Raw genomic sequence first — 18,285 nt, forward strand, 5'->3', positions numbered from 1 at the left:
TGAAGATGAACTATACATGACGACAATATGAACTGAATATGAACCAGCTAAAAAAGTTTGACTCTATAATATGAATGTGAGGTGAGCAATAATGTTGAAATTTATGAAGCAATGGTTGCCGAGTATTGTGATCGCAGTGGTTATTTCTTTGTTTGTTAGAACCTATGTTGCTGAAGCCATGAGAGTTCCAACGGGCTCTATGATCCCAACGATTCAAATCAATGATCGCTTAATTGTTGAGAAAATGTTATGGATGACCACACTGGAGCATGGAGATATTGTTGTATTTACGCCACCTGTAGCTGGTGATGAGAATAAAAGATATGTAAAAAGGCTAATGGGGCTGCCTGGAGATACCTTGGAAATTAAAGATGGCGCACTTTACCGAAACGGAGCGAAGGTTAACGAACCTTACCTCAATGAACAGATGGATTACACTTTTGGACCGGTTACGGTACCCGCCGATCATTATTTTTTTCTCGGAGATAACCGGAATATAAGCTATGATGCTCATCTGTGGGATACTCCATTTGTGTCGAAGGATAAGCTGATTGGGAAAGTAATCGCTGAATTTAGCAATCCCTTTTAGGTAGTGTGTAAGACGGATAAATGTAAGGCTTAATCTCTAAAAATAGATTTAGGGGTGCTGAAGTCGCGGGGGTCTTTTGAACTAACCGAGTGCTTTAATGAGTCTTTAACCATATTGTTACTTTGGAAGAATTTAGCTATCCTTAAGGTAAAATATACCTACATATAGTAAGGGGTGCTGAATTTTGAAAGCTCATGTCACAGATCTCAAACATGGCGATTGTCTAATCACAGATACATTCAATAGTGTTGGCCTACACGTGCTTCCGAAGGGGACAGTGGTCTACGGAGAAGAAATCACCATCCTGATGAGGCATCAGATTGATTATGTCGATATTGAACCACGCATGATGGTGCTGGATAATGAAGAAATGAATGTGACACAAGGGATAGATGGTAATTTTGATCAAGCCATCCAAAACTATGAATCTATATTTCTGGAAGCACTCAGCAAGGGTAGCTTTACGCAGTCGGATGTTGATAATACGCTGCAGCCATTGCTGGAGAAATTGGATGAACAAAAGGATGTCGTTTCTTTATTATTGCTGCTGGAACGTGATGATATCAGTACATACAATCATTCATTGCAGGTCGGACTGTTATCGTTTTACATAGCGACTTGGTTAGGTCATACAAAAGCCGAAAGATTTGAGATTAGTAGAGCCGGTTATTTGCACGATATCGGAAAAAGCCAGATTGCTCCACATATCTTAAATAAGACGGATAACTTAACTCCCGAAGAATCAGAAGAACTAAAACGTCATACTACGTATGGATACGATATTATCCTTAAATCGATGAATGACGAAAAGACCGCACTAGTGGCGCTTCAGCATCATGAATTCGAGGATGGTACAGGTTATCCTAACAATCTCCGTAAACAGGACTTGCATCCGTATACGCAGATTGTTGCTGTCGCAAATACTTATGTAGGCATGACCTTAGGAAGAGCGAATCAACCAAAACAAGGCCTGATTAACGTTCTGCGCAAGGTACATGAGCTTGGATTTGGCAAGCTGAATGGAAATGCGGTACAAGCTCTGATCGGACATTTATTGCCGAATTTTGTGGGTAAGAGCGTTCAGCTTAGCAATGGTGAGCAAGGTACGATTATTATGAATAATCCGTTGGATATTTTCAAACCTCTGGTAAAAATAAATGAGACTACGTTTAGAGACTTATCTAAAGAGCGTAATTTGACTGTTGAAGAAGTATTTATTTAACGAATATTTTTGTGGCGATAAATAGGAGGCTATCTCCCTGATCCGTAAAATCAGGGGATAGCTTTTTTGTGTTATAATCGAAATTGGGTTAAAAACCCTTCAATATGGAATAGGAGAGTGCTTATCGTGATTATCAAATTCATTCGTTTACGTTAATTTGAGGTGCAATTCAATGATGACATCATCCATTTTTTTGAAAATGTATTGAGTCTTATTTAACTGTGCATTCATTGATAAAATTCGAATGAAATGAGGAATGAACAATGAGCGAAAAAATAGTAAAAGTAAACGGAATTGATATATGTTCGGAAAGTTTTGGAAATCCTAGCAATCCTGCGATATTGCTGATTATGGGTGCCACCTGTTCTATGGTTTATTGGGATGAAGAGTTCTGTCAGCGATTAGCAGATACCGGACGTTACGTTATTCGTTATGATAACCGGGATGTCGGACGTTCCGTTGTTTATGAGCCTGGGAGTTCCAATTATACCGTGATGGACATGGCAAATGATGCTGCTGGGTTACTAGACGCCTATAATATAGAACAGGCAAATATCGTTGGAATGTCCTTAGGCGGAATGATTGCGCAAGTCCTTGCTACACGTCATCCGCAAAAAGTTCTAACCTTAACCTTGATCGCATCAAGTTTTTTCGAATCTGACGATAATGATCGGAACTTGCCTCCTATGGATGAGCGGATCCTCGCATTCCATGCAAATGGAGCAACACTGGATTGGTCTAATGAGGAAGAGGTAGCCAATTATTTGGTTTCAGGTTCCGGCATACTCTGTGGTTCAAAACATAAATTCGATGAGAAAAGAGCGTATAAACAAGTAAGGCTGGAAATAAAACGTGCCAACAACTTGCTTAGCATGTTTAATCATTCTCTTCTTACAGGGGATGACGGCTACGAGGGCAAGGCAAAAAATATCATGGTTCCTACCTTGGTTATCCACGGCACAGAAGACACGGTGCTTCCTATAGAGCATGGCTTGGCGCTTGCGGCGGAAATTCCTGATGCGTCGCTTCTAACCCTGGAAGGAACGGGCCACGAAGTCCACCCGGATGATTGGGAAACAATAATCAAAGCCATTTCGAATCATACTTTAGGCGGTAAAGCTTAACAGGGCTTAAAGAGTAAAATAAAGAAGGGCTACAATTCGGTCTTGCCGATTGTAGTCCTATTTTTTTAGGATTACTTCGTCCCTAGGAATTAAATCGTTTCACTAATTTTTCTTTATGTGCAGTAAAAGCTTCTTCTAATGTGATGCCATATAAGTCAGCTAACAATGCGATATTTCCGAGAACATCCCCGATTTCCTCAATCAAGTCGTTTTTCAGTTGCTCTGGAGTACGAGTCGATTCATCCGGTCGATCTCTGCCGATTTCATAGGAGCGTACAGCTCGAGCGACTTCACCTGTCTCTTCCATTAAGAATCCGACTCTTATAAAAGGACCATAAGTAGTCCAGCCTCGTTCTCCATAAAAATGATTAATCCATTTCTGCACATCGTTAATTTCCATATTATGTAGCACTCCTTAATCTTTCACATGATTTATACTCCAACATATAGTATATTAGATAGCGGACATTATCAATATATAGTTTGGAGATGAGATTTTGAAATCAATATGTGTTTTCGCAGGATCGAATTTAGGGGTGCATGAGGATTATAAAGCTAAAGCTGTTGAACTTGGTAACTACATGGCTATGCATAATTATCGTTTAATTTACGGTGGTTCAAAAATCGGATTAATGGGTGAGGTCGCTAATGCTGTTTTGAATGGTGGAGGCGAGGTAATCGGGGTAATGCCTAGAGGATTATTTAATGGGGAAATGGTACATAGAGAGTTAACGCAGTTGATAGAGGTAGAGGATATGCATGGCCGTAAAGCAAAAATGGGAGAGCTGGCAGATGGCTTTATTGCTTTGCCTGGAGGGTTTGGAACGTATGAGGAGCTCTTTGAGGTTTTGTGCTGGTCACAAATTGGCATACACAAGAAGCCGGTAGGGGTTCTAAATATCAGGAATTATTTTGATCCTCTGATGAATCTGATACATAACAGTATCCAAGAAGGCTTCTCTAATTCTTCGCATCTAAGTCTGCTAAACGTATCCAACGAGCCGTTGGAACTCTTAACTCTATTGAAGGAGTATGTTCCGCAAACGCTTGAGCAAAAGTGGAAACAGCTCAACTGAATAATGAACTATTAGTTTAATGATCGGGTACTCGGGTACACTGTGATCTGGACGTAAACCAACCGAAATCAGGCATTAGTTTCTCCATGACCTTTACCGCTGAGCGTTCGGACTCAGAAGGCGTTATTTGCACTTAGGTTACTTTGGGTTCTCGCGCGATTTGAACTATCCCCCATGCTTGTGAACACACTTTTCCGATGGATCGGACTCAGATGACCTTATTTCTCCATTTCGAACGTTTTAGGCGAGCTATCGGACTATATTGCAGCTATATACTCATAACCACACCGATTCAGCACTGTTACATGGTGATAAGAGCTATACGGTCCGATACTTCTGTAAAAATGACCAAAAAGCGCAAATAGCTGCAATACGGTCCGTAACATATTGAGGGTCTTTGGCTAGTTTGGTTATTTGGGTTACTTTAGTTTCTTGGGCATCATGGGTTTGGTTCTTAGGTTTATCTCCGTTTGAGCAGGGTTTCGGACTCCAGTGACGTTATTTCTTATGAAGAGGTTCATATTTTGTGTTTTTTTTGCCAATAGCGATTATGGAGTCCGATAGCATCCCGATTATGGGATTATACTGTGTATAAGGTCAACTGGGTCCTATAGCGACTTCGCAAGCGGATTCACGGCGCAAAAGGTACGTAATCAAACGAAGTGTAGGTTTGGATTATGGCTACATTACCGCTGAATTTGAAATTCACTAGTGGATTGGCTATGATAAATATAGAGAAACGCTACAAGAGGAGAAATGAGATAATGACCCCCGAGAATCAAATCGAACAATTTAAGAAGCTTAAGCACGATATCACTCGTTTCATGTTAATTTATAAATTTGCATTGGATGAGATGGAAACGAAGATTGAGATCCTAAAACAGGAGTTTCAGTCTCTGCATGATTACAGCCCAATTGAACATACCAAATCGCGTATTAAGTCTCCAGAAAGTATCATGAACAAGATGCTGCGCAAAAATGGTGAATTATCGCTGGATTCAGTGAAAAATTGTATTAAAGACATCGCTGGTCTGCGGATCACCTGTTCTTTTATCTCTGATATCTATCATGTTAGTGAGATGCTTCAGAAGCAGGATGATCTAACGGTCCTTGAGGTAAAGGATTATATTAAGAACCCTAAACCTAACGGATATCAGAGTCTTCACTTGCTGATTCAAGTCCCTGTTTTTATGTCCGATCGTCAGGAGCTTGTCTGTGTAGAAGTTCAAATTCGTACCATTGCTATGGATTTCTGGGCAAGCCTCGAACATAAAATCTTTTATAAATATAATAAATCAGTACCTGAGAGTATGACTCGTGAACTGAAAAATGCGGCGGATGCCGCTCATGCCCTTGATCTGCAAATGGAGCGTCTGCACCGGGATATAAAGGAAATTAAAGACGATGATGAAGATGATCTTAGCTCCTTCGAGGAAGAGCTTCGCCGTATAGTGGTTCATAATAAGCAGTTCACACTTCCAGCTAACTTTATTAAACTGCTTGACGACAAATAAGCTGTTTTGTCCGCCTAGAGTTATCCGTTTCCTTTCGGGTGACTCTAGGTTTTTTTCTTGTATACATCATTGCCATAGATAACTAGAATAGAGTATTCTCAACTAGAAGGGAATGGTTACTTCAGCTTCATCATTTTTACATAAAAGGAGAATGAAGATGAGCGAGCGTACACTTCGCACCATTACTGTGAATCAAATCGGATATCCGCTGGATGGACAAAAGATCGCAGTATTTACAGGTACTGAGCATGATTTTCAGGTAGTTGATGTTGATAGTGGGACTATTGTGTTCAAAGGTAGTTCAGATGCTGGAAGATTTGATAAAGCCAGTGGAGTAACTTTGCACACAGGTGATTTCTCGGAGGTCAATACTGAGGGGAGATATCGGATTGAGCAGAGCGAGGGTGTAGCTTCGGCATCCTTTACAATCTCAGATCAGCCTTATCATGAGCTTCAACAGGGCTTGCTGAAAGCTTTCTATTATTATCGCTGTGGCGTTGAGTTGACTGAAGAATATGCTGGAGATTGGAAGCACAAGGCGTGCCATACCGCAAAAGGGATTGTATATGGGCAACCGGATCTTCAACTAGACTGTTCGGGTGGCTGGCATGATGCAGGTGATTATGGAAAATATAGCGGTCCCGGAGCGAAAGCTATCGCGGATATGCTGCTTGCCTATGAATTATATCCCTCGGCTTTTGTAAGCGCTATCCCATTGCCTGAAAGTGATGGATCTACGCCAGATGTGCTGCTGGAATGCAAGGTGGAGCTCGATTGGTTGTTTAAAATGCAAGACTCCGCAACAGGTGGTGTATACCATAAATTGACTACGTTTAGCTTTCCTGGTCTGGATGTTATGCCTGAGGACGATACAGCAGACCTGTACTTCTCACCAATATCTGCTACTGCAACTGGGGATTTTGCTGGTGTTATGGCTATGGCTGCAAGAGTGTACAAGCCTTTTGATGCTGCTTATGCGCGGAAATGTCTGGATGCTGCGGGGGCAGCATGGGAATGGCTTGTACAGCATCCAGATGTACCCGGTTTTACGAATCCGCCTGAGATTAGCACTGGAGAATACGGGGATGGAGTCGATAAGGACGAGCGGTATTGGGCAGCGGCGGAGCTGTATCGTACGACAGGGAAAGAGGAATATCATCAAGCTGTTCTGCAGCTAGTGCAGCTGGCTTTTCCAAAATACAGTTTAGGCTGGGGTGATATGGGGGGCTATGGCACTATTGCTTATCTGTTAAATGGTGAGGAGCAGGCAGACCGTGCTTTATATGCCTCGTTAAAAGAAGGGCTTGTTGCTGAGGCACAACGATTAGCGGAACAGAGTCGTGAGGAGGGCTATAGGATCTCCTTAAAAGAGGAGGACTATATCTGGGGCAGCAATATGCTAGTAATGAACAATGCAATGCTGCTGCTGGCGGCTGAATATTTTAGTGGAGACTCCGGTTTTGCGGACTGTGCCTTAGATCATCTACATTATCTGATGGGGCGTAACGTTCTGGATTTCAGCTATGTTACCGGGTTTGGGGATCATGCCGTGATGAATCCGCATCATCGCCCTTCTGTAGGTGACCATGTGGCTGATCCGGTGCCGGGATTGGTGTCAGGGGGGCCAGATCGTGGGCTGCATGATGAATATGTAGTTGAGCATTTACAAGGAAAACCAGCTGCGCAGTGCTTTGTCGATCATGAGCTTAGCTATTCTACGAATGAAGTGACGATCTATTGGAATTCACCTGCGGTGTTTGTTGTGGCCCGTTTTAATCAATAAAAAGCAATAGTTCGAATAGGGAAAGACGTCCTGAAACTGGATGTCTTTCTCTTTTTTATAGCTGAAATGCTATAATACTAGACGGTATGCTATTTTAGCGGATGGTATTAGGAGGTAGGGGATTGAGTAGTATTTTTGAGATTCAGAGACTTGCAAAACTTAATTGGAAAAGTAACGAGCAAACTTCGAAATATCTTTTCTCGGAGATCTCCGCAGACATAGCTGAATCGGACCGCATCGCATTGATTGGTGCCTCTGGCCAAGGGAAAAGTACACTCCTTAGAATCCTGGCTCTCTTGGATGCTCCGGATGAGGGAGATATGTTGGTAAAGGGGACTTCATATAAAAGTATGGATGCGAGATTATGGAGGATGAAAATAGGATTTGTAGCACAACAAGCGGTCATGCTGTCTGGCAGTGTGGAGGATAATTTAAGAACTGTCAGCAGACTGCATGACAAACCTTATGATCTTAAACTAGTGCAGCGACTAATTGGGCAATTGGGGCTGGAGCATTTGGATTTAAGCAAAAAAGCGGCAGATTGTTCGGGTGGTGAAAATCAACGGATTTCTTTGATTCGCTCCTTGCTGCTCCGACCTACGGTATTATTGCTCGATGAAATCACCGCTTCGCTCGATGTCAACAGCACTCAAATGGTTGAAAAGCTACTAGAGGATTGGCATAAGGAAGAAGGCACTTCGATGATTTGGGTCACTCATGATCTTAAGCAGGCGAGCAGAATAAGCACAACTACATGGTTTATGGGAAAAGGCAGGTTGGAACAGCATGTGAGCGAGTCTTTTTTTGCTGAATCTGCGGAAGAATTGGCTAAAAGGTTCGTTCGGCCTTCGGAAGGAGCGTCGTTGTTATGAGTTATACAGCACTAAGTTTCACGCTTCTGTTTGTATTAGGGACAATGTTGGTCTCCGTGTGGCAAAAGCTCGGACTGGAAAAAGATATCATTGTAGGCACAGTGCGGTCGGCCATTCAATTGCTTGCGGTGGGGTATGTGCTGCAATTTATTTTTAAATCGGATCAGGTCATTTATGTAATTGTGATAATACTCTTTATGATCAGTGTAGCCGCATGGAATGCAGCCAAAAGAGGCAAAGGCTTGCGCGGATTAGTCTGGAGAATTGGACTGGCGATTGCTACTATGGAACTGCTCATGATGGGCATTCTGCTCAGCTTACATATCATTGAGGCTACGCCACAATATATCATTCCGATTAGCGGCATGACCATTGGCAGTGCTATGGTGGTTTCAGGGTTGTTCATTAACCATATCAAGCATGAAATTCAGCAGAGCAAAGGGGAGATTGAAACGTTGTTGTCTCTTGGCGCAACGATCCCACAGGCGATCCAGGAAGTTAGAAAAAGATCTGTAAAATTCAGCATGATTCCTACCATCGACGGTATGAAGACGGTTGGGCTTGTTCAACTCCCTGGAATGATGACCGGAATGATCATCGCGGGCGCTGATCCTGTAGTAGCTGTTCGTTATCAGATATTAATTGTGTTCTCGTTCACTGCCTCTGCTGCCATAACGAGTATGCTGCTCAGTGTACTGAGCTACCGACTCTTTTTCACGCCGGATCTAAGGCTCAAGCAAATAGTGGAGCAAGGCTAAGCCTATTTCTCACAAGCGATTCCGTCTTTGTCACGGTCGCTTTTTTTATTGGCATTATAGAGTTCTTTCGATACGTAGGGTTTGTATTTCGTTTTGCCGCCTTTGTTCTTGGTTGAGCTGGAAATCGCAACTCCACCTTTGTAATCTTTGTTTAGCTCCGTGCAGTTTTTGTAGGTTTTGACCTTGGATTCAGCGCTTGCTGTATTCAAGGTAGCGACGGATAGAGTGAGTAGCAGACCTGCTGCTAGACAAATGTTTAAGATTTTTTTCATGGGAACACTCCTATAAAAATCTAATGGAATTAATGATTGTGTAGTATCGTTGTATTTTATATTACCAGTTTAATTCATTGAGGTATACATTATTGGTGGATTTGGAAACCGTGTACATATTTATGAGTGAAGTGGGGGAATAATTAGATTCAATTCACATGTAGTGAACAGGCTACGAATGAGGTGATTCTAATTAGCAAAATGAAAATGGCGACTGCCCTAATTGCGGGATTGTTGCTTCTGCCGGGAATGGCTATGGGTGCATCAGCTCCCGTTACTATGACTCACGTTAATGGAGAACTGTTATCGGCTATGCCCAAGCCAGCTCCGGAGTCTAGGCGCATTATATTACCTTCTGCAATTCAAGCATCAGAGCTATACGGGTTCGGATTACAGCATCGGAATGCCTCGATTCAGTATTCGATCTTCTCTAAAGATTTCAAAAAGATTATGTATCCGCGGTTTGTTGAACTAAACTGGGTGACGGGTGTCTCCAGCCCTTGGATCACGAACTACGAGGTCACTAAAGAAACGATAATTAACAAGAACTCAGAGGTCATAGAAATGCGTTTGGATACTGCGACTTCAAGTGGACCAGCACCTTCTATACTTTTGACAATCTCACTTGTGCAAGAGAAGAATAGCTGGGTGATTACCGGAGTGACATCGGACCCCGAGCTGCCGCGTGGCGGATTGCCTAGGAAGTAGGTTGGTTATGGATAGGAAAAAGAGCAAGCGTAGTAGGGGGGGCCCATACGCTTGCTCTTTTTTTGATTCGAAAGCACATCGTTCAGTCCACGTGGTCTGTTTTTCTACAAATGATCAGTGACAATGTTCAGCCCAGGGTGGCAATGCCAACTCAGCGTCACAAATCATCAGCTTACGTTGGTGATTATTTAAGAAACCTCGCTTCACAGATCGTTACGGACCGTATTGCAGCTATTTTTGCTGCACTGCACGATCGTTACGGACCGTATTGCAGCTATTTTGGCATTATGGTCGTCCTGGCGAGAGTTTCGGACTGTATGGCTCTTATTCCCCTGAAATCACGCATTATAGGAGTACATTTGGGTGAATAGCTGCATCTGAGTCCGATAGCAAGGCTAAATCGCCGAAATTATGAAAATAAGAGCTCCTCGGTCCGATCACCGCCAAACTCTAGTGTATTTAAAGTCGCAATGTTCAGCTCAGAGTGACAATGCCAGCTCAGAGTGACAATGCCAGCTCAAAGTGGCAAGGCTAACTCAGAGTGACAATGCCAGCTCAGAGTGACAATGCCAGCTCAAAGTAGCAAGGCTAACTCAGAGTGACAATGCCAGCTCAAAGTAGCAAGGCTATCTCAGAGTGACAGTGCAGCTTAAAGTGGCAAGGCTAACTCAGCGTCACAAATCTTCAGCCTACGTTGCTGATTACTTAAGAGACAGCGCTTCAGACATCGTTACGGACCGTATTGCAGTTATTTTGGCATTATGGTCGTTCTGGCGAGAGTTTCGGACTGTATGGCTCTTATTCCCCTAAAATCACGCATTATAGGAGTACATTTGGGCGAATAGCTGCATCTGAGTCCGATAGCAAGGCTAAATCGCCGAAATTATGAAAATAAGAGCTCCTCGGTCCGATCACCGCCAAACTCTAGTGTATATAGAGTCGTAATGTTCAGCTCAGAGTGACAATGCCAGCTCAAAGTAGCAAGGCTATCTCAGAGTGACAGTGCAGCTCAAAGTGGCAGGGCTAACTCAGCGTGGTAATGTTCAGCTCAGAGTGACAATGCCAGCTCAAAGTAGCAAGGCTATCTCAGAATGACATAGCCCAGCTCAGCGTCAGTAGTCTAGCTTGCTCACAAAGCGCAGCTCGAGCCGCCAGCCCAACTCACATCACATAGCTCAGCTCAATCACCAGCTCAGTGCCAAAAACCCCAGCCAAGCCACAGAAGCTACCTAGATTATCCAGCTGTTAAGCGACTAATCTCTTCCCGCCTTCACCATTAATTCCGCCAGCATTTTGGGTTCGGTTCGAACGGTGGTCATGTGATCTCCTTTGCCCTCGATGAAGCGGAAGATGCCTAAATGACTGGATTGTGTAGGGTGGAATCCGTATGGACCTTGCGGTATCGCGGTGTCCTCCGTTAGATAAAGGTAACTTTTAGGGATCTGGAGACTGTAAAATTTCTTGAGATCAAGCTTTTCGAAAAGTGGACTTGCTGGCTCAGGAGGAGCTTGTTTATAAAAAGCTTGCGCTTCCGCAAGACTGGCGGTGTTGACGAATGTATCCCGGAAAAGAGGGAAAGGGAGCGTTATGGTGTTATTGCCGGAAGTATCTCTCAGCTGTTCAAAGTACTTCAGCGAATCAGCTGGAAATTGGTCCGCCACACTTTGCCCATCCAGCGGTACGAAGGCGTCGAAAAATACCAGACGTTTGATTCGATCCGGTACCTGCTGAGAGACGGTTTGGATCACCGAACCACCAAAGCTATGTCCGAGCAGAATGATATCCTTTAAGTCTTTTTGCTTGATATAGTCGACAACAGACTGTGTGATTTGCGCATGCGTTACATTATTGTTTTTGTCCCCGCCATGTCCGGCATATTCCGGAGTATAGACGGTGTGCCCTAAGCTGCGAAGTGCGGCGGCCGTTTGATCCCAAAAACCAGCAGTAGCCCAAGACCCATGAACTAGAACGAATGTAAGAGGCGCTTGTTTCGCTGCTGTTTTGTTATTGGCGGCCTCAACTGTGGAGCTAAGATTCATAGGCTGGAAACCCATAATTGTAAAGACAGTGATACATAAAGCTAACACTATTTTTGTGCGAATCGATTTCATACTGTGCCTCCTATGTGGGGTGAGAGTGTAATACTTAGAGGATGCCCCGTTTAGAAAAGAAAGATGAATTTTTATCAGGAGTAGTGAATCTCCGCACCTAGGCATAGGCAAACGCATATCTTGTGTTTAGGGAAAGCAAAAATTTATAGCAACAGAAAGGTAGGAAAAAAAGTGACTTCATACATGGACTATACGTCCCCCAATACAGAGTTTACTTTTGATGTGAACACTAATACACTTTTTAAAAAAGATGCCAACAACTTCATTAACTTGCTGTCGGTTAAACAATTGAATACGCTCGAGAACATATCACTGCTGGATATTTTTCTTAGTAAATCAAATGTGGTTGAACCTCATTATCATCAAAATGCTGCAGAGCTTGTATATTGTATCTGCGGTTCAGCGGTAGTGTCTTTAATCAATCCGTTCACAAATGAACTTCTGCATTTTCCGATTTGTCCGGGTCAAGTGGCAAATGTGCCGCAAGGCTGGTGGCATTATGAGATAGCTACTGTCGATAATACACATCTGCTCGCGATTTTTGACGCACCTATTCCTGAGGTTATCTTAGGTTCGGATATTCTTAGCAAAACCCCGGCAAATGTATTAGCCCATACTTACTGCTTAAATGAAGCTAAGGTAAAAGAAGCTTTAGCTCCAATCAAGCCTGGAACCTTCATCGGCCCTCCTGCTGACTGCTGCGAAGAAGATAAAGTAATGGGCAGCAGCAATATGCCTCCTAATATGGCCCCTAACATGGCTCCAAATATGCAAGCCAATGTTAAACCAAATATGCATCCTAATATGCAGCCAAATATGAATCCTTACGCTCATATGCAGGCGCAACCCATCCCGATATCTTCACAAATGCCTCCAGCTACACAAGCCTTTAATTATCAGCCTTACCCGATGCAAGGGTACTATACGCAGGGTTATGATCAGCATTATCGCCAACAACCCTATGTACAGCAGCAGCCGCATTACCAATATCCGAATAACCAAGAGTAAACTAAAAAAACCTCCCGGAACTCTAGATTCCGGGAGGTTTCGTAATTAAACCTAGGATAAACGGACAAGAACTCTTCCTCTAAGGTTTCCTTGTAGAATATCTTCCAATGCTTGCGGTAGCTCATATAACGTGACTTCACGATCCACGAGGTTCTCCAGCTGACTTGGCTTCAGATCGCTCGCCATCCGTTTCCAAGCCTGCTGGCGAAGGTCTGCAGGACATTCCACAGAATCTATGCCGAGAAGGTTAACACCCCGAAGAATAAACGGAAGTACTGTAGTTGGAACTGAAGTGCCTCCGGTTAAGCCACTTGCAGCTACAGAACCTCTGTAGGTGATTTTACTCAGAACTGCGGCAAGGGTGTCACCACCCACCGAATCTACTGCGCCTTGCCATAATTGTTTGTCCAAGGGTTTGCTGGCGCCGCCAATGACCTCTTCACGTGAGATCACGTCTTCGGCTCCTATACCTCTAAGGTAATCGGCAGCTTCGGCGTTACCTGTGCTTGCCACTACGCTATACCCTTTTGCGCCAAGCATGGCAATAGCAGATCCACCTACACCGCCGGTAGCGCCTGTTACAAGTACTTTGCCTTTGTCCGGGGAAACGTCATGATCTTCCAGGGCTAGTATGGACAAGGCTGCTGTCAGTCCTGCAGTACCGTAGATCATAGCTTCTTTAAGCGTCAGGCCTTCTGGAAGGGGAGTGATCCAACCTGCGGGAATACGAGCGTATTCGCTAAAGCCACCAAAGTGTGATACGCCAACACCATATCCTGTCGCAATGACTTGCTGCCCTATATGAAACCGCTCGTCTGTGGAAGATACCACAATACCGGATAAATCTATCCCTGGAATAAAGGGATATGTTCTTAGAATTTTACCGTTTGGAATACTGGCTAAACCGTCTTTATAGTTTACACTGGAGTATGCAACCTTAATTACAACCTCTCCAGCTGGCAGATCCTCTAGGGTAACCGGTTTAACAGCTACGGAGAAGGATGATTCTGTTTTGTCGACAACTAACGCTTGAAATGATTCTGTCATAAGTGTGAGCTCCTTCAACTACGTTATAGGTAAGACATGTATATAATATTTATTCTGCCCGGTCAACTTGTGATTGTCTATGATATAGCGCAATTGTTTATTAAGGTTCCGTTAAATCGCGTGATAGAGGGTGAAACTTATGAAATGGAAAAATTTAAGGGTTACAGTCTTAGTGGGTATCACATTAGTCTCACTTGGTTTTAATGGATATTCTTTTTACAACAAGCCACCAAAAGAGACTAACCCAACTACCAAGGAGCTAGTTCAAACTATGGGTGTGATTTCAATCCAATCTAACTCTGAGAGCGGAGTGCAGGGTGAGAGTGTGGAGGAACTGAAAAAAATTATTTATAAGTTACCGCAAGTGGAGAAAAAATTAGCTTTTATAAAGGGCGTTATCACAGAAGGGAATACGGTTTATCTGGATCTGGATGAGGTGGAATGGTTCGGTGGAGCGGCGGCAGAAATTGCAGCTAAAGAAGATGGTGTACTAGAACCCGAATCATTGCCTAATGGATTCTATATCCGAAATGCAAGCGAAGAAATCAAGCGGGTTAAGCTGGAGACTGATGTAACTATAGCTGAACTAAACGGGGCGAGACATCAGCAAGGGGACTATACGAGTTTTATTAGCGAAGAGCTAATGGATAGATTATTCCATCTGACATTTGTAGAAGGTAAGGTTGTTTTGCTAGAAGAGCAGTACAGACCTTAGTGAAGGAGAACAACTAGAAAGGGTTAGTGGAGAAAAGAAATCGGCAGGATGCTCTACAGCATGCAGAAAAGGTAATGAAGAGTAGAAGAGCTTACGGTTTGTTTATGCTTACATACACTTAAGATTATGATGAATTTTATTTTTATGGGAAAAATGGCTCTGTGCCCGTAGCTGTCATACCTGATGTATTTGGACCGGGTGCGGATGGGAATACTGTAAGAAGAAAAATTTTTCGTTGATCTAGTTAATAGGCGGAAGATATGTTTAAATGGGAAAGTATAGTATTTTTTAAATAATAGGATTGAAGAAAGAGAGGCTAATTCATGTCGATTGCGACTACAATGATTATCAGGCTCGAAATTCGGAAATCGGTTGCATCTTTTGGCGATGTTGCTTCAGGAATTGCCGCAGCTGGCGGAGATATTGTTGCTATTGACGTGATACGTGCAGGGAAGGATGTCACTACCCGAGATATAACAGTGAATGTGCAAGACGCAGCTAATGGAGATATTATCTCAATATTATCGAAGATGCCGGGAATTAAAATAATCAACGTGTCGGATCGGACCTTTCTGGCTCATCTTGGCGGAAAAATTGAAATCACACCTAAAATGCCGATTAAAAATCGGGAGGATTTATCCTTAGTGTATACGCCGGGGGTAGCCCGGGTATGTACGGCGATTGCCGAAGATCCCAGAAAAGCTTATTCTCTGACGATGAAAAGAAATACAGTTGCAGTCGTTTCGGACGGCACTGCTGTGCTTGGACTAGGGGATATCGGGCCGGAAGCCGCTATGCCTGTCATGGAAGGTAAGGCGATGCTGTTTAAGCAATTGGCGAACATTGATGCTTTTCCGCTGTGCTTAAATACCAAAGATCCGGATGAAATTCTCAATATCGTAAAAGCAGTTTCTCCTGGCTTTGGAGGGATAAACTTAGAGGATATAAGTTCGCCACGCTGCTTTGAAATCGAACGCCGGCTTGCGGAAGAGCTGGACATTCCGGTATTTCATGATGATCAGCATGGAACATCCGTGGTGGCTTTTGCAGGACTTTTGAATGCGCTTAAAGTTGTAAATAAATCTATTGAAAATGCACGGATTGTTGTTGTGGGTATTGGGGCGGCTGGGGTGTCCATATGTAATCTGCTGCTGGCAGCGGGCGCGCGTTATATTTATGCGGTTGATCGTGAAGGCGTTCTCAGAAAAGATCTCCAGTATGATAATCCGGAATGGCAGAAGCTTGCTGCCGCAACCAATCCTGAGGGAATTGAGGGTGGAATAACGGAGGTTATACGAGGGGCAGATGTCTTTATTGGGGTGTCCCGTGGGGGGATTCTAACCGTGGATCATCTCAAAAGCATGGCCAGTGATAACATCGTTTTTGCGATGGCTAATCCTACACCGGAGATTGAACCGGATTTGGCAGAACCTTTTGTTCGCGTCATAGCGACAGGCAGAAGTGATTATCCGAACCAGATCAACAATGTGTTATGTTTTCCGGGTATTTTCCGTGGCGCACTTGATTGCCGGGCTAGAACTGTGAATCTCGAAATGAAGCTGGCTGCGGCAAAAGCCATTGCATCGGTCGTTCATCCGGATGAACTCAATGAGCAATATATCATCCCAAGTATTTTTAACGAAAAAGTAGTTGAACAGGTCCGCCTGGCAGTAATCCAAGCAGCTATATCCACGGATGCAGCACGCCGGATTCCTAAAGACGTAGCAGCTATAACGGAATAAGATCTATACGATAAATGGACTGCTTTGCTTCATTAGAGAGCAGTCTATTTGTTTTTATATTTGGAGGAAAATTGCCCGAATTGCAACTTTAAATCCACTTAAAGGTGGGGGAATGTATGAGAAGAATTCATATTATGGGAGCCTCAGGCGTAGGAACGAGTACATTAGGTTACGCATTAGCTAAAGTGTTGCCACATGTACAGTTAGACAGTGACGACTATTTTTGGGAGCATAAATTCACTAAGCAGCGTGAGGTCAATGCGCGATTAGCGAAACTTACAAGCGATTTGACCCATAAGGAGCCTTGGATTTTAAGCGGTGCGGTATGTGGCTGGGGAGATGGCCTTCGACCATTATTCGATTTGGTTATTTTTCTAGGACTTCCACCGGAAATTCGTTTAGATAGATTAAGAGCCAGAGAGTACGAGAGATATGGTGATCATATTTTGCCTGGAGGAAGTAAATACGAAGCATATCAGACCTTTATGGAGTGGGCGGCATTATATGATGTTGCTGGAGTTGAAGTCAGGAGCAAAGTGCTGCATGAGGAATGGATGTCCACACTGGAATGTCCTATTTTACGAATAGAGGAAGATTTATCGGTTGGAGAGCGCGTTGAGATCGTGCTGAGATATTTACAAATGGATATAAGCGATACATAGATTTAAAAGGGGCTCTGAATGTCTAAGCAAATAGGAGTGTAGTTCAATGAAGATAGGTTTAGTGAGGCACTTTAAAGTGGACAATCAAACGAGGCGCGGACGAATATCTGGGGAGAATTTTAACGCTTGGGTCGAAGCATATGATCAATCTGATATAAAGTTCGGGCAGTTTAGAAGCTCTGAGCAAGCTTGGGATGTGTGTCTCAGTAGTGATCTGCCTAGAGCCATACATACCGCGAATCTGATCTACTCTGGTAATATTATATATATGGAGCAGTTAAGAGAAATCGAGATTGCTGCAACTTGGCTGAAGGGAATTAAACTGCATCATTTTATGTGGTTAGTGCTGGGGCGGATGGCTTGGTATTATGGGCATTCCTCACAGTCAGAGAGTAGAACCGCAACATTACTCCGCACACAAGCAGTTATCGAGCGCTTAGAACGCGATTTTGGATCAGCAAATGTGTTAGTAGTTACCCATGGAGCTTTTATGAAGGTGTTGGCGCAGCAGTTGATCCAAAGAGGTTATAATGGAAAGCGTATATCTCATCCACGGAATGGTGGACTGTATGTGTATGAGCAGGGCTGTTAATTTAAAAGAAAGCAGGATGAACAATCATGGTTGTTATTAAAGAAATAGAAATGGAATCCCTTTCTGAACTGGGGAATTTATATCAAGAGCTGATGAATAAACCGTCTGACCTTAATAGGCTTGAAGAAGTATTTAAAGGGGTCAAGGCGGATAACCGCTACATCCTGTTGGGTGCTTTTGTAGAGGGTGAGTTACTAGGGTCTTTGATGGGCATCGTGTGTCAGGATTTAGTGGGGGACTGCAAACCGTTTATGGTGATTGAGAATGTGGTGGTTTCAGCGCGGGCACGCCGTCAAGGCGTTGGCAAAAAACTTATGAACGCCATTGAACAAGCAGCCCGGGAAAGAGACTGCTATTATATCATTTTAGTCTCCGGTGAGCAGCGGAAGGAAGCGCATGTGTTCTATGAATCGTTAGGTTATAGAGATGAAAAGGTGGAGGGATACCGAAAACATTTAAGCTCCCATTAAAAAGCACACAACTTTCTAGG

Annotated in this window: 19 protein-coding genes and 1 pseudogene; 16 read left to right on the plus strand and 4 right to left on the minus strand. The window is 43.5% G+C overall.

Features of this window, described 5'->3' with window-relative positions:
- Window positions 1-91: 91 nt before the first annotated feature.
- The 3 genes from lepB to NSQ91_RS11790 all read left to right on the plus strand — a co-directional run bounded on the left by lepB (window position 92) and on the right by NSQ91_RS11790 (window position 2,935).
- Window positions 92-589 carry a signal peptidase I gene (gene lepB, locus NSQ91_RS11780; protein WP_076130335.1) on the plus strand — a complete coding sequence of 166 codons (498 nt, stop codon included), beginning with the start codon at window positions 92-94 and terminating at the stop codon, window positions 587-589.
- A 184-nt stretch (window positions 590-773) separates the two neighbouring features.
- On the plus strand, window positions 774-1,811 hold the full coding sequence (locus NSQ91_RS11785; protein WP_076193856.1) for an HD-GYP domain-containing protein: 1,038 nt from the start codon (window positions 774-776) through the stop codon (window positions 1,809-1,811).
- A 263-nt stretch (window positions 1,812-2,074) separates the two neighbouring features.
- Window positions 2,075-2,935 carry an alpha/beta fold hydrolase gene (locus NSQ91_RS11790; RefSeq protein ID WP_076303031.1) on the plus strand — a complete coding sequence of 287 codons (861 nt, stop codon included), beginning with the start codon at window positions 2,075-2,077 and terminating at the stop codon, window positions 2,933-2,935.
- 82 nt (window positions 2,936-3,017) lie between these two features.
- Here the strand turns inward: NSQ91_RS11790 and NSQ91_RS11795 are convergent, their stop codons facing one another.
- Complete coding sequence (locus NSQ91_RS11795) at window positions 3,018-3,335, minus strand: MazG nucleotide pyrophosphohydrolase domain-containing protein (RefSeq protein WP_076130332.1); 318 nt, start codon at window positions 3,333-3,335, stop codon at window positions 3,018-3,020.
- A gap of 97 nt (window positions 3,336-3,432) precedes the next feature.
- Between NSQ91_RS11795 and NSQ91_RS11800 the strand changes: the two genes are divergently transcribed.
- The 5 genes from NSQ91_RS11800 to NSQ91_RS11820 all read left to right on the plus strand — a co-directional run bounded on the left by NSQ91_RS11800 (window position 3,433) and on the right by NSQ91_RS11820 (window position 8,938).
- Window positions 3,433-4,011, plus strand: a complete 579-nt coding sequence (locus NSQ91_RS11800) for an LOG family protein (RefSeq protein WP_076193859.1) — start codon at window positions 3,433-3,435, stop codon at window positions 4,009-4,011.
- Between the two features lie 764 nt (window positions 4,012-4,775).
- Window positions 4,776-5,525 carry a GTP pyrophosphokinase gene (locus tag NSQ91_RS11805; RefSeq protein ID WP_076130330.1) on the plus strand — a complete coding sequence of 250 codons (750 nt, stop codon included), beginning with the start codon at window positions 4,776-4,778 and terminating at the stop codon, window positions 5,523-5,525.
- 157 nt (window positions 5,526-5,682) lie between these two features.
- Window positions 5,683-7,308, plus strand: coding sequence for a glycoside hydrolase family 9 protein (locus NSQ91_RS11810; protein ID WP_076305414.1), 1,626 nt, complete (start codon window positions 5,683-5,685; stop codon window positions 7,306-7,308).
- Window positions 7,309-7,430: 122 nt separating this feature from the next.
- Entirely contained in the window at window positions 7,431-8,180 is a 750-nt protein-coding gene (locus NSQ91_RS11815; RefSeq protein WP_256716632.1) for an ABC transporter ATP-binding protein, read from the plus strand.
- On the plus strand, window positions 8,177-8,938 hold the full coding sequence (locus NSQ91_RS11820) for an ABC transporter permease (RefSeq protein WP_076193865.1): 762 nt from the start codon (window positions 8,177-8,179) through the stop codon (window positions 8,936-8,938). The genes NSQ91_RS11815 and NSQ91_RS11820 overlap by 4 nt, the downstream gene beginning before the upstream one ends.
- A gap of 2 nt (window positions 8,939-8,940) precedes the next feature.
- Here the strand turns inward: NSQ91_RS11820 and NSQ91_RS11825 are convergent, their stop codons facing one another.
- Complete coding sequence (locus NSQ91_RS11825; protein WP_076187014.1) at window positions 8,941-9,210, minus strand: excalibur calcium-binding domain-containing protein; 270 nt, start codon at window positions 9,208-9,210, stop codon at window positions 8,941-8,943.
- 201 nt (window positions 9,211-9,411) lie between these two features.
- On the opposite strand from NSQ91_RS11825, the gene NSQ91_RS11830 reads away from it, so the two are divergent.
- Window positions 9,412-9,918, plus strand: a complete 507-nt coding sequence (locus tag NSQ91_RS11830) for a hypothetical protein (protein ID WP_036689814.1) — start codon at window positions 9,412-9,414, stop codon at window positions 9,916-9,918.
- A 143-nt stretch (window positions 9,919-10,061) separates the two neighbouring features.
- Complete coding sequence (locus NSQ91_RS11835) at window positions 10,062-10,289, plus strand: hypothetical protein (protein ID WP_143763946.1); 228 nt, start codon at window positions 10,062-10,064, stop codon at window positions 10,287-10,289.
- A gap of 882 nt (window positions 10,290-11,171) precedes the next feature.
- Here NSQ91_RS11835 and NSQ91_RS11840 read toward each other — a convergent pair.
- The gene (locus tag NSQ91_RS11840; protein WP_081391977.1) at window positions 11,172-12,029 is read right to left on the minus strand and encodes an alpha/beta hydrolase; all 858 of its coding nucleotides are present in this window, start codon (window positions 12,027-12,029) and stop codon (window positions 11,172-11,174) included.
- Between the two features lie 171 nt (window positions 12,030-12,200).
- Here NSQ91_RS11840 and NSQ91_RS11845 point away from each other — a divergent pair.
- A pseudogene (locus NSQ91_RS11845) lies at window positions 12,201-12,788 on the plus strand (cupin domain-containing protein); the annotation flags it as partial.
- 300 nt (window positions 12,789-13,088) lie between these two features.
- Here the strand turns inward: NSQ91_RS11845 and NSQ91_RS11850 are convergent.
- A complete protein-coding gene (locus NSQ91_RS11850) occupies window positions 13,089-14,084 on the minus strand; it encodes an acrylyl-CoA reductase family protein (RefSeq protein ID WP_076305417.1) in 996 nt (331 codons plus the stop codon).
- 139 nt (window positions 14,085-14,223) lie between these two features.
- On the opposite strand from NSQ91_RS11850, the gene NSQ91_RS11855 reads away from it, so the two are divergent.
- From NSQ91_RS11855 to NSQ91_RS11875, 5 genes are all read left to right on the plus strand, one after another.
- Window positions 14,224-14,799, plus strand: a complete 576-nt coding sequence (locus NSQ91_RS11855; RefSeq protein ID WP_076305418.1) for a hypothetical protein — start codon at window positions 14,224-14,226, stop codon at window positions 14,797-14,799.
- A 323-nt stretch (window positions 14,800-15,122) separates the two neighbouring features.
- Window positions 15,123-16,541 (plus strand): NAD-dependent malic enzyme, encoded by a 1,419-nt coding sequence (locus NSQ91_RS11860; RefSeq protein WP_340917915.1) that lies wholly within the window; start codon window positions 15,123-15,125, stop codon window positions 16,539-16,541.
- A gap of 116 nt (window positions 16,542-16,657) precedes the next feature.
- Window positions 16,658-17,203: an AAA family ATPase gene (locus NSQ91_RS11865; RefSeq protein ID WP_076303026.1), complete on the plus strand. Its 546-nt coding sequence runs from the start codon at window positions 16,658-16,660 to the stop codon at window positions 17,201-17,203.
- A gap of 46 nt (window positions 17,204-17,249) precedes the next feature.
- Window positions 17,250-17,795, plus strand: coding sequence for a histidine phosphatase family protein (locus tag NSQ91_RS11870; protein ID WP_076305420.1), 546 nt, complete (start codon window positions 17,250-17,252; stop codon window positions 17,793-17,795).
- Between the two features lie 26 nt (window positions 17,796-17,821).
- Window positions 17,822-18,265: a GNAT family N-acetyltransferase gene (locus NSQ91_RS11875; protein ID WP_076305421.1), complete on the plus strand. Its 444-nt coding sequence runs from the start codon at window positions 17,822-17,824 to the stop codon at window positions 18,263-18,265.
- Window positions 18,266-18,285: the final 20 nt, after the last annotated feature.

Origin of the sequence: Paenibacillus sp. FSL R7-0048, assembly GCF_038004505.1 — a bacterium.
In the GTDB taxonomy this organism is placed as follows: Bacteria; Bacillota; Bacilli; order Paenibacillales; family Paenibacillaceae; genus Paenibacillus_AQ; species Paenibacillus_AQ odorifer.

Excerpts from the sequence above, each read along its gene's own strand:
- lepB (WP_076130335.1), top strand. The coding sequence starts at position 92 with ATGTTGAAATTTATGAAGCAATGGTTGCCGAGTATTGTGATCGCAGTG.
- NSQ91_RS11790 (WP_076303031.1), top strand. The coding sequence starts at position 2,075 with ATGAGCGAAAAAATAGTAAAAGTAAACGGAATTGATATATGTTCGGAA.
- NSQ91_RS11795 (WP_076130332.1), bottom strand. The coding sequence starts at position 3,335 with ATGGAAATTAACGATGTGCAGAAATGGATTAATCATTTTTATGGAGAA.
- NSQ91_RS11805 (WP_076130330.1), top strand. The coding sequence starts at position 4,776 with ATGACCCCCGAGAATCAAATCGAACAATTTAAGAAGCTTAAGCACGAT.
- NSQ91_RS11810 (WP_076305414.1), top strand. The coding sequence starts at position 5,683 with ATGAGCGAGCGTACACTTCGCACCATTACTGTGAATCAAATCGGATAT.
- NSQ91_RS11820 (WP_076193865.1), top strand. The coding sequence starts at position 8,177 with ATGAGTTATACAGCACTAAGTTTCACGCTTCTGTTTGTATTAGGGACA.
- NSQ91_RS11825 (WP_076187014.1), bottom strand. The coding sequence starts at position 9,210 with ATGAAAAAAATCTTAAACATTTGTCTAGCAGCAGGTCTGCTACTCACT.
- NSQ91_RS11830 (WP_036689814.1), top strand. The coding sequence starts at position 9,412 with ATGAAAATGGCGACTGCCCTAATTGCGGGATTGTTGCTTCTGCCGGGA.
- NSQ91_RS11835 (WP_143763946.1), top strand. The coding sequence starts at position 10,062 with ATGCCAACTCAGCGTCACAAATCATCAGCTTACGTTGGTGATTATTTA.
- NSQ91_RS11840 (WP_081391977.1), bottom strand. The coding sequence starts at position 12,029 with ATGAAATCGATTCGCACAAAAATAGTGTTAGCTTTATGTATCACTGTC.
- NSQ91_RS11850 (WP_076305417.1), bottom strand. The coding sequence starts at position 14,084 with ATGACAGAATCATTTCAAGCGTTAGTTGTCGACAAAACAGAATCATCC.
- NSQ91_RS11855 (WP_076305418.1), top strand. The coding sequence starts at position 14,224 with ATGAAATGGAAAAATTTAAGGGTTACAGTCTTAGTGGGTATCACATTA.
- NSQ91_RS11860 (WP_340917915.1), top strand. The coding sequence starts at position 15,123 with ATGTCGATTGCGACTACAATGATTATCAGGCTCGAAATTCGGAAATCG.
- NSQ91_RS11865 (WP_076303026.1), top strand. The coding sequence starts at position 16,658 with ATGAGAAGAATTCATATTATGGGAGCCTCAGGCGTAGGAACGAGTACA.
- NSQ91_RS11870 (WP_076305420.1), top strand. The coding sequence starts at position 17,250 with ATGAAGATAGGTTTAGTGAGGCACTTTAAAGTGGACAATCAAACGAGG.
- NSQ91_RS11875 (WP_076305421.1), top strand. The coding sequence starts at position 17,822 with ATGGTTGTTATTAAAGAAATAGAAATGGAATCCCTTTCTGAACTGGGG.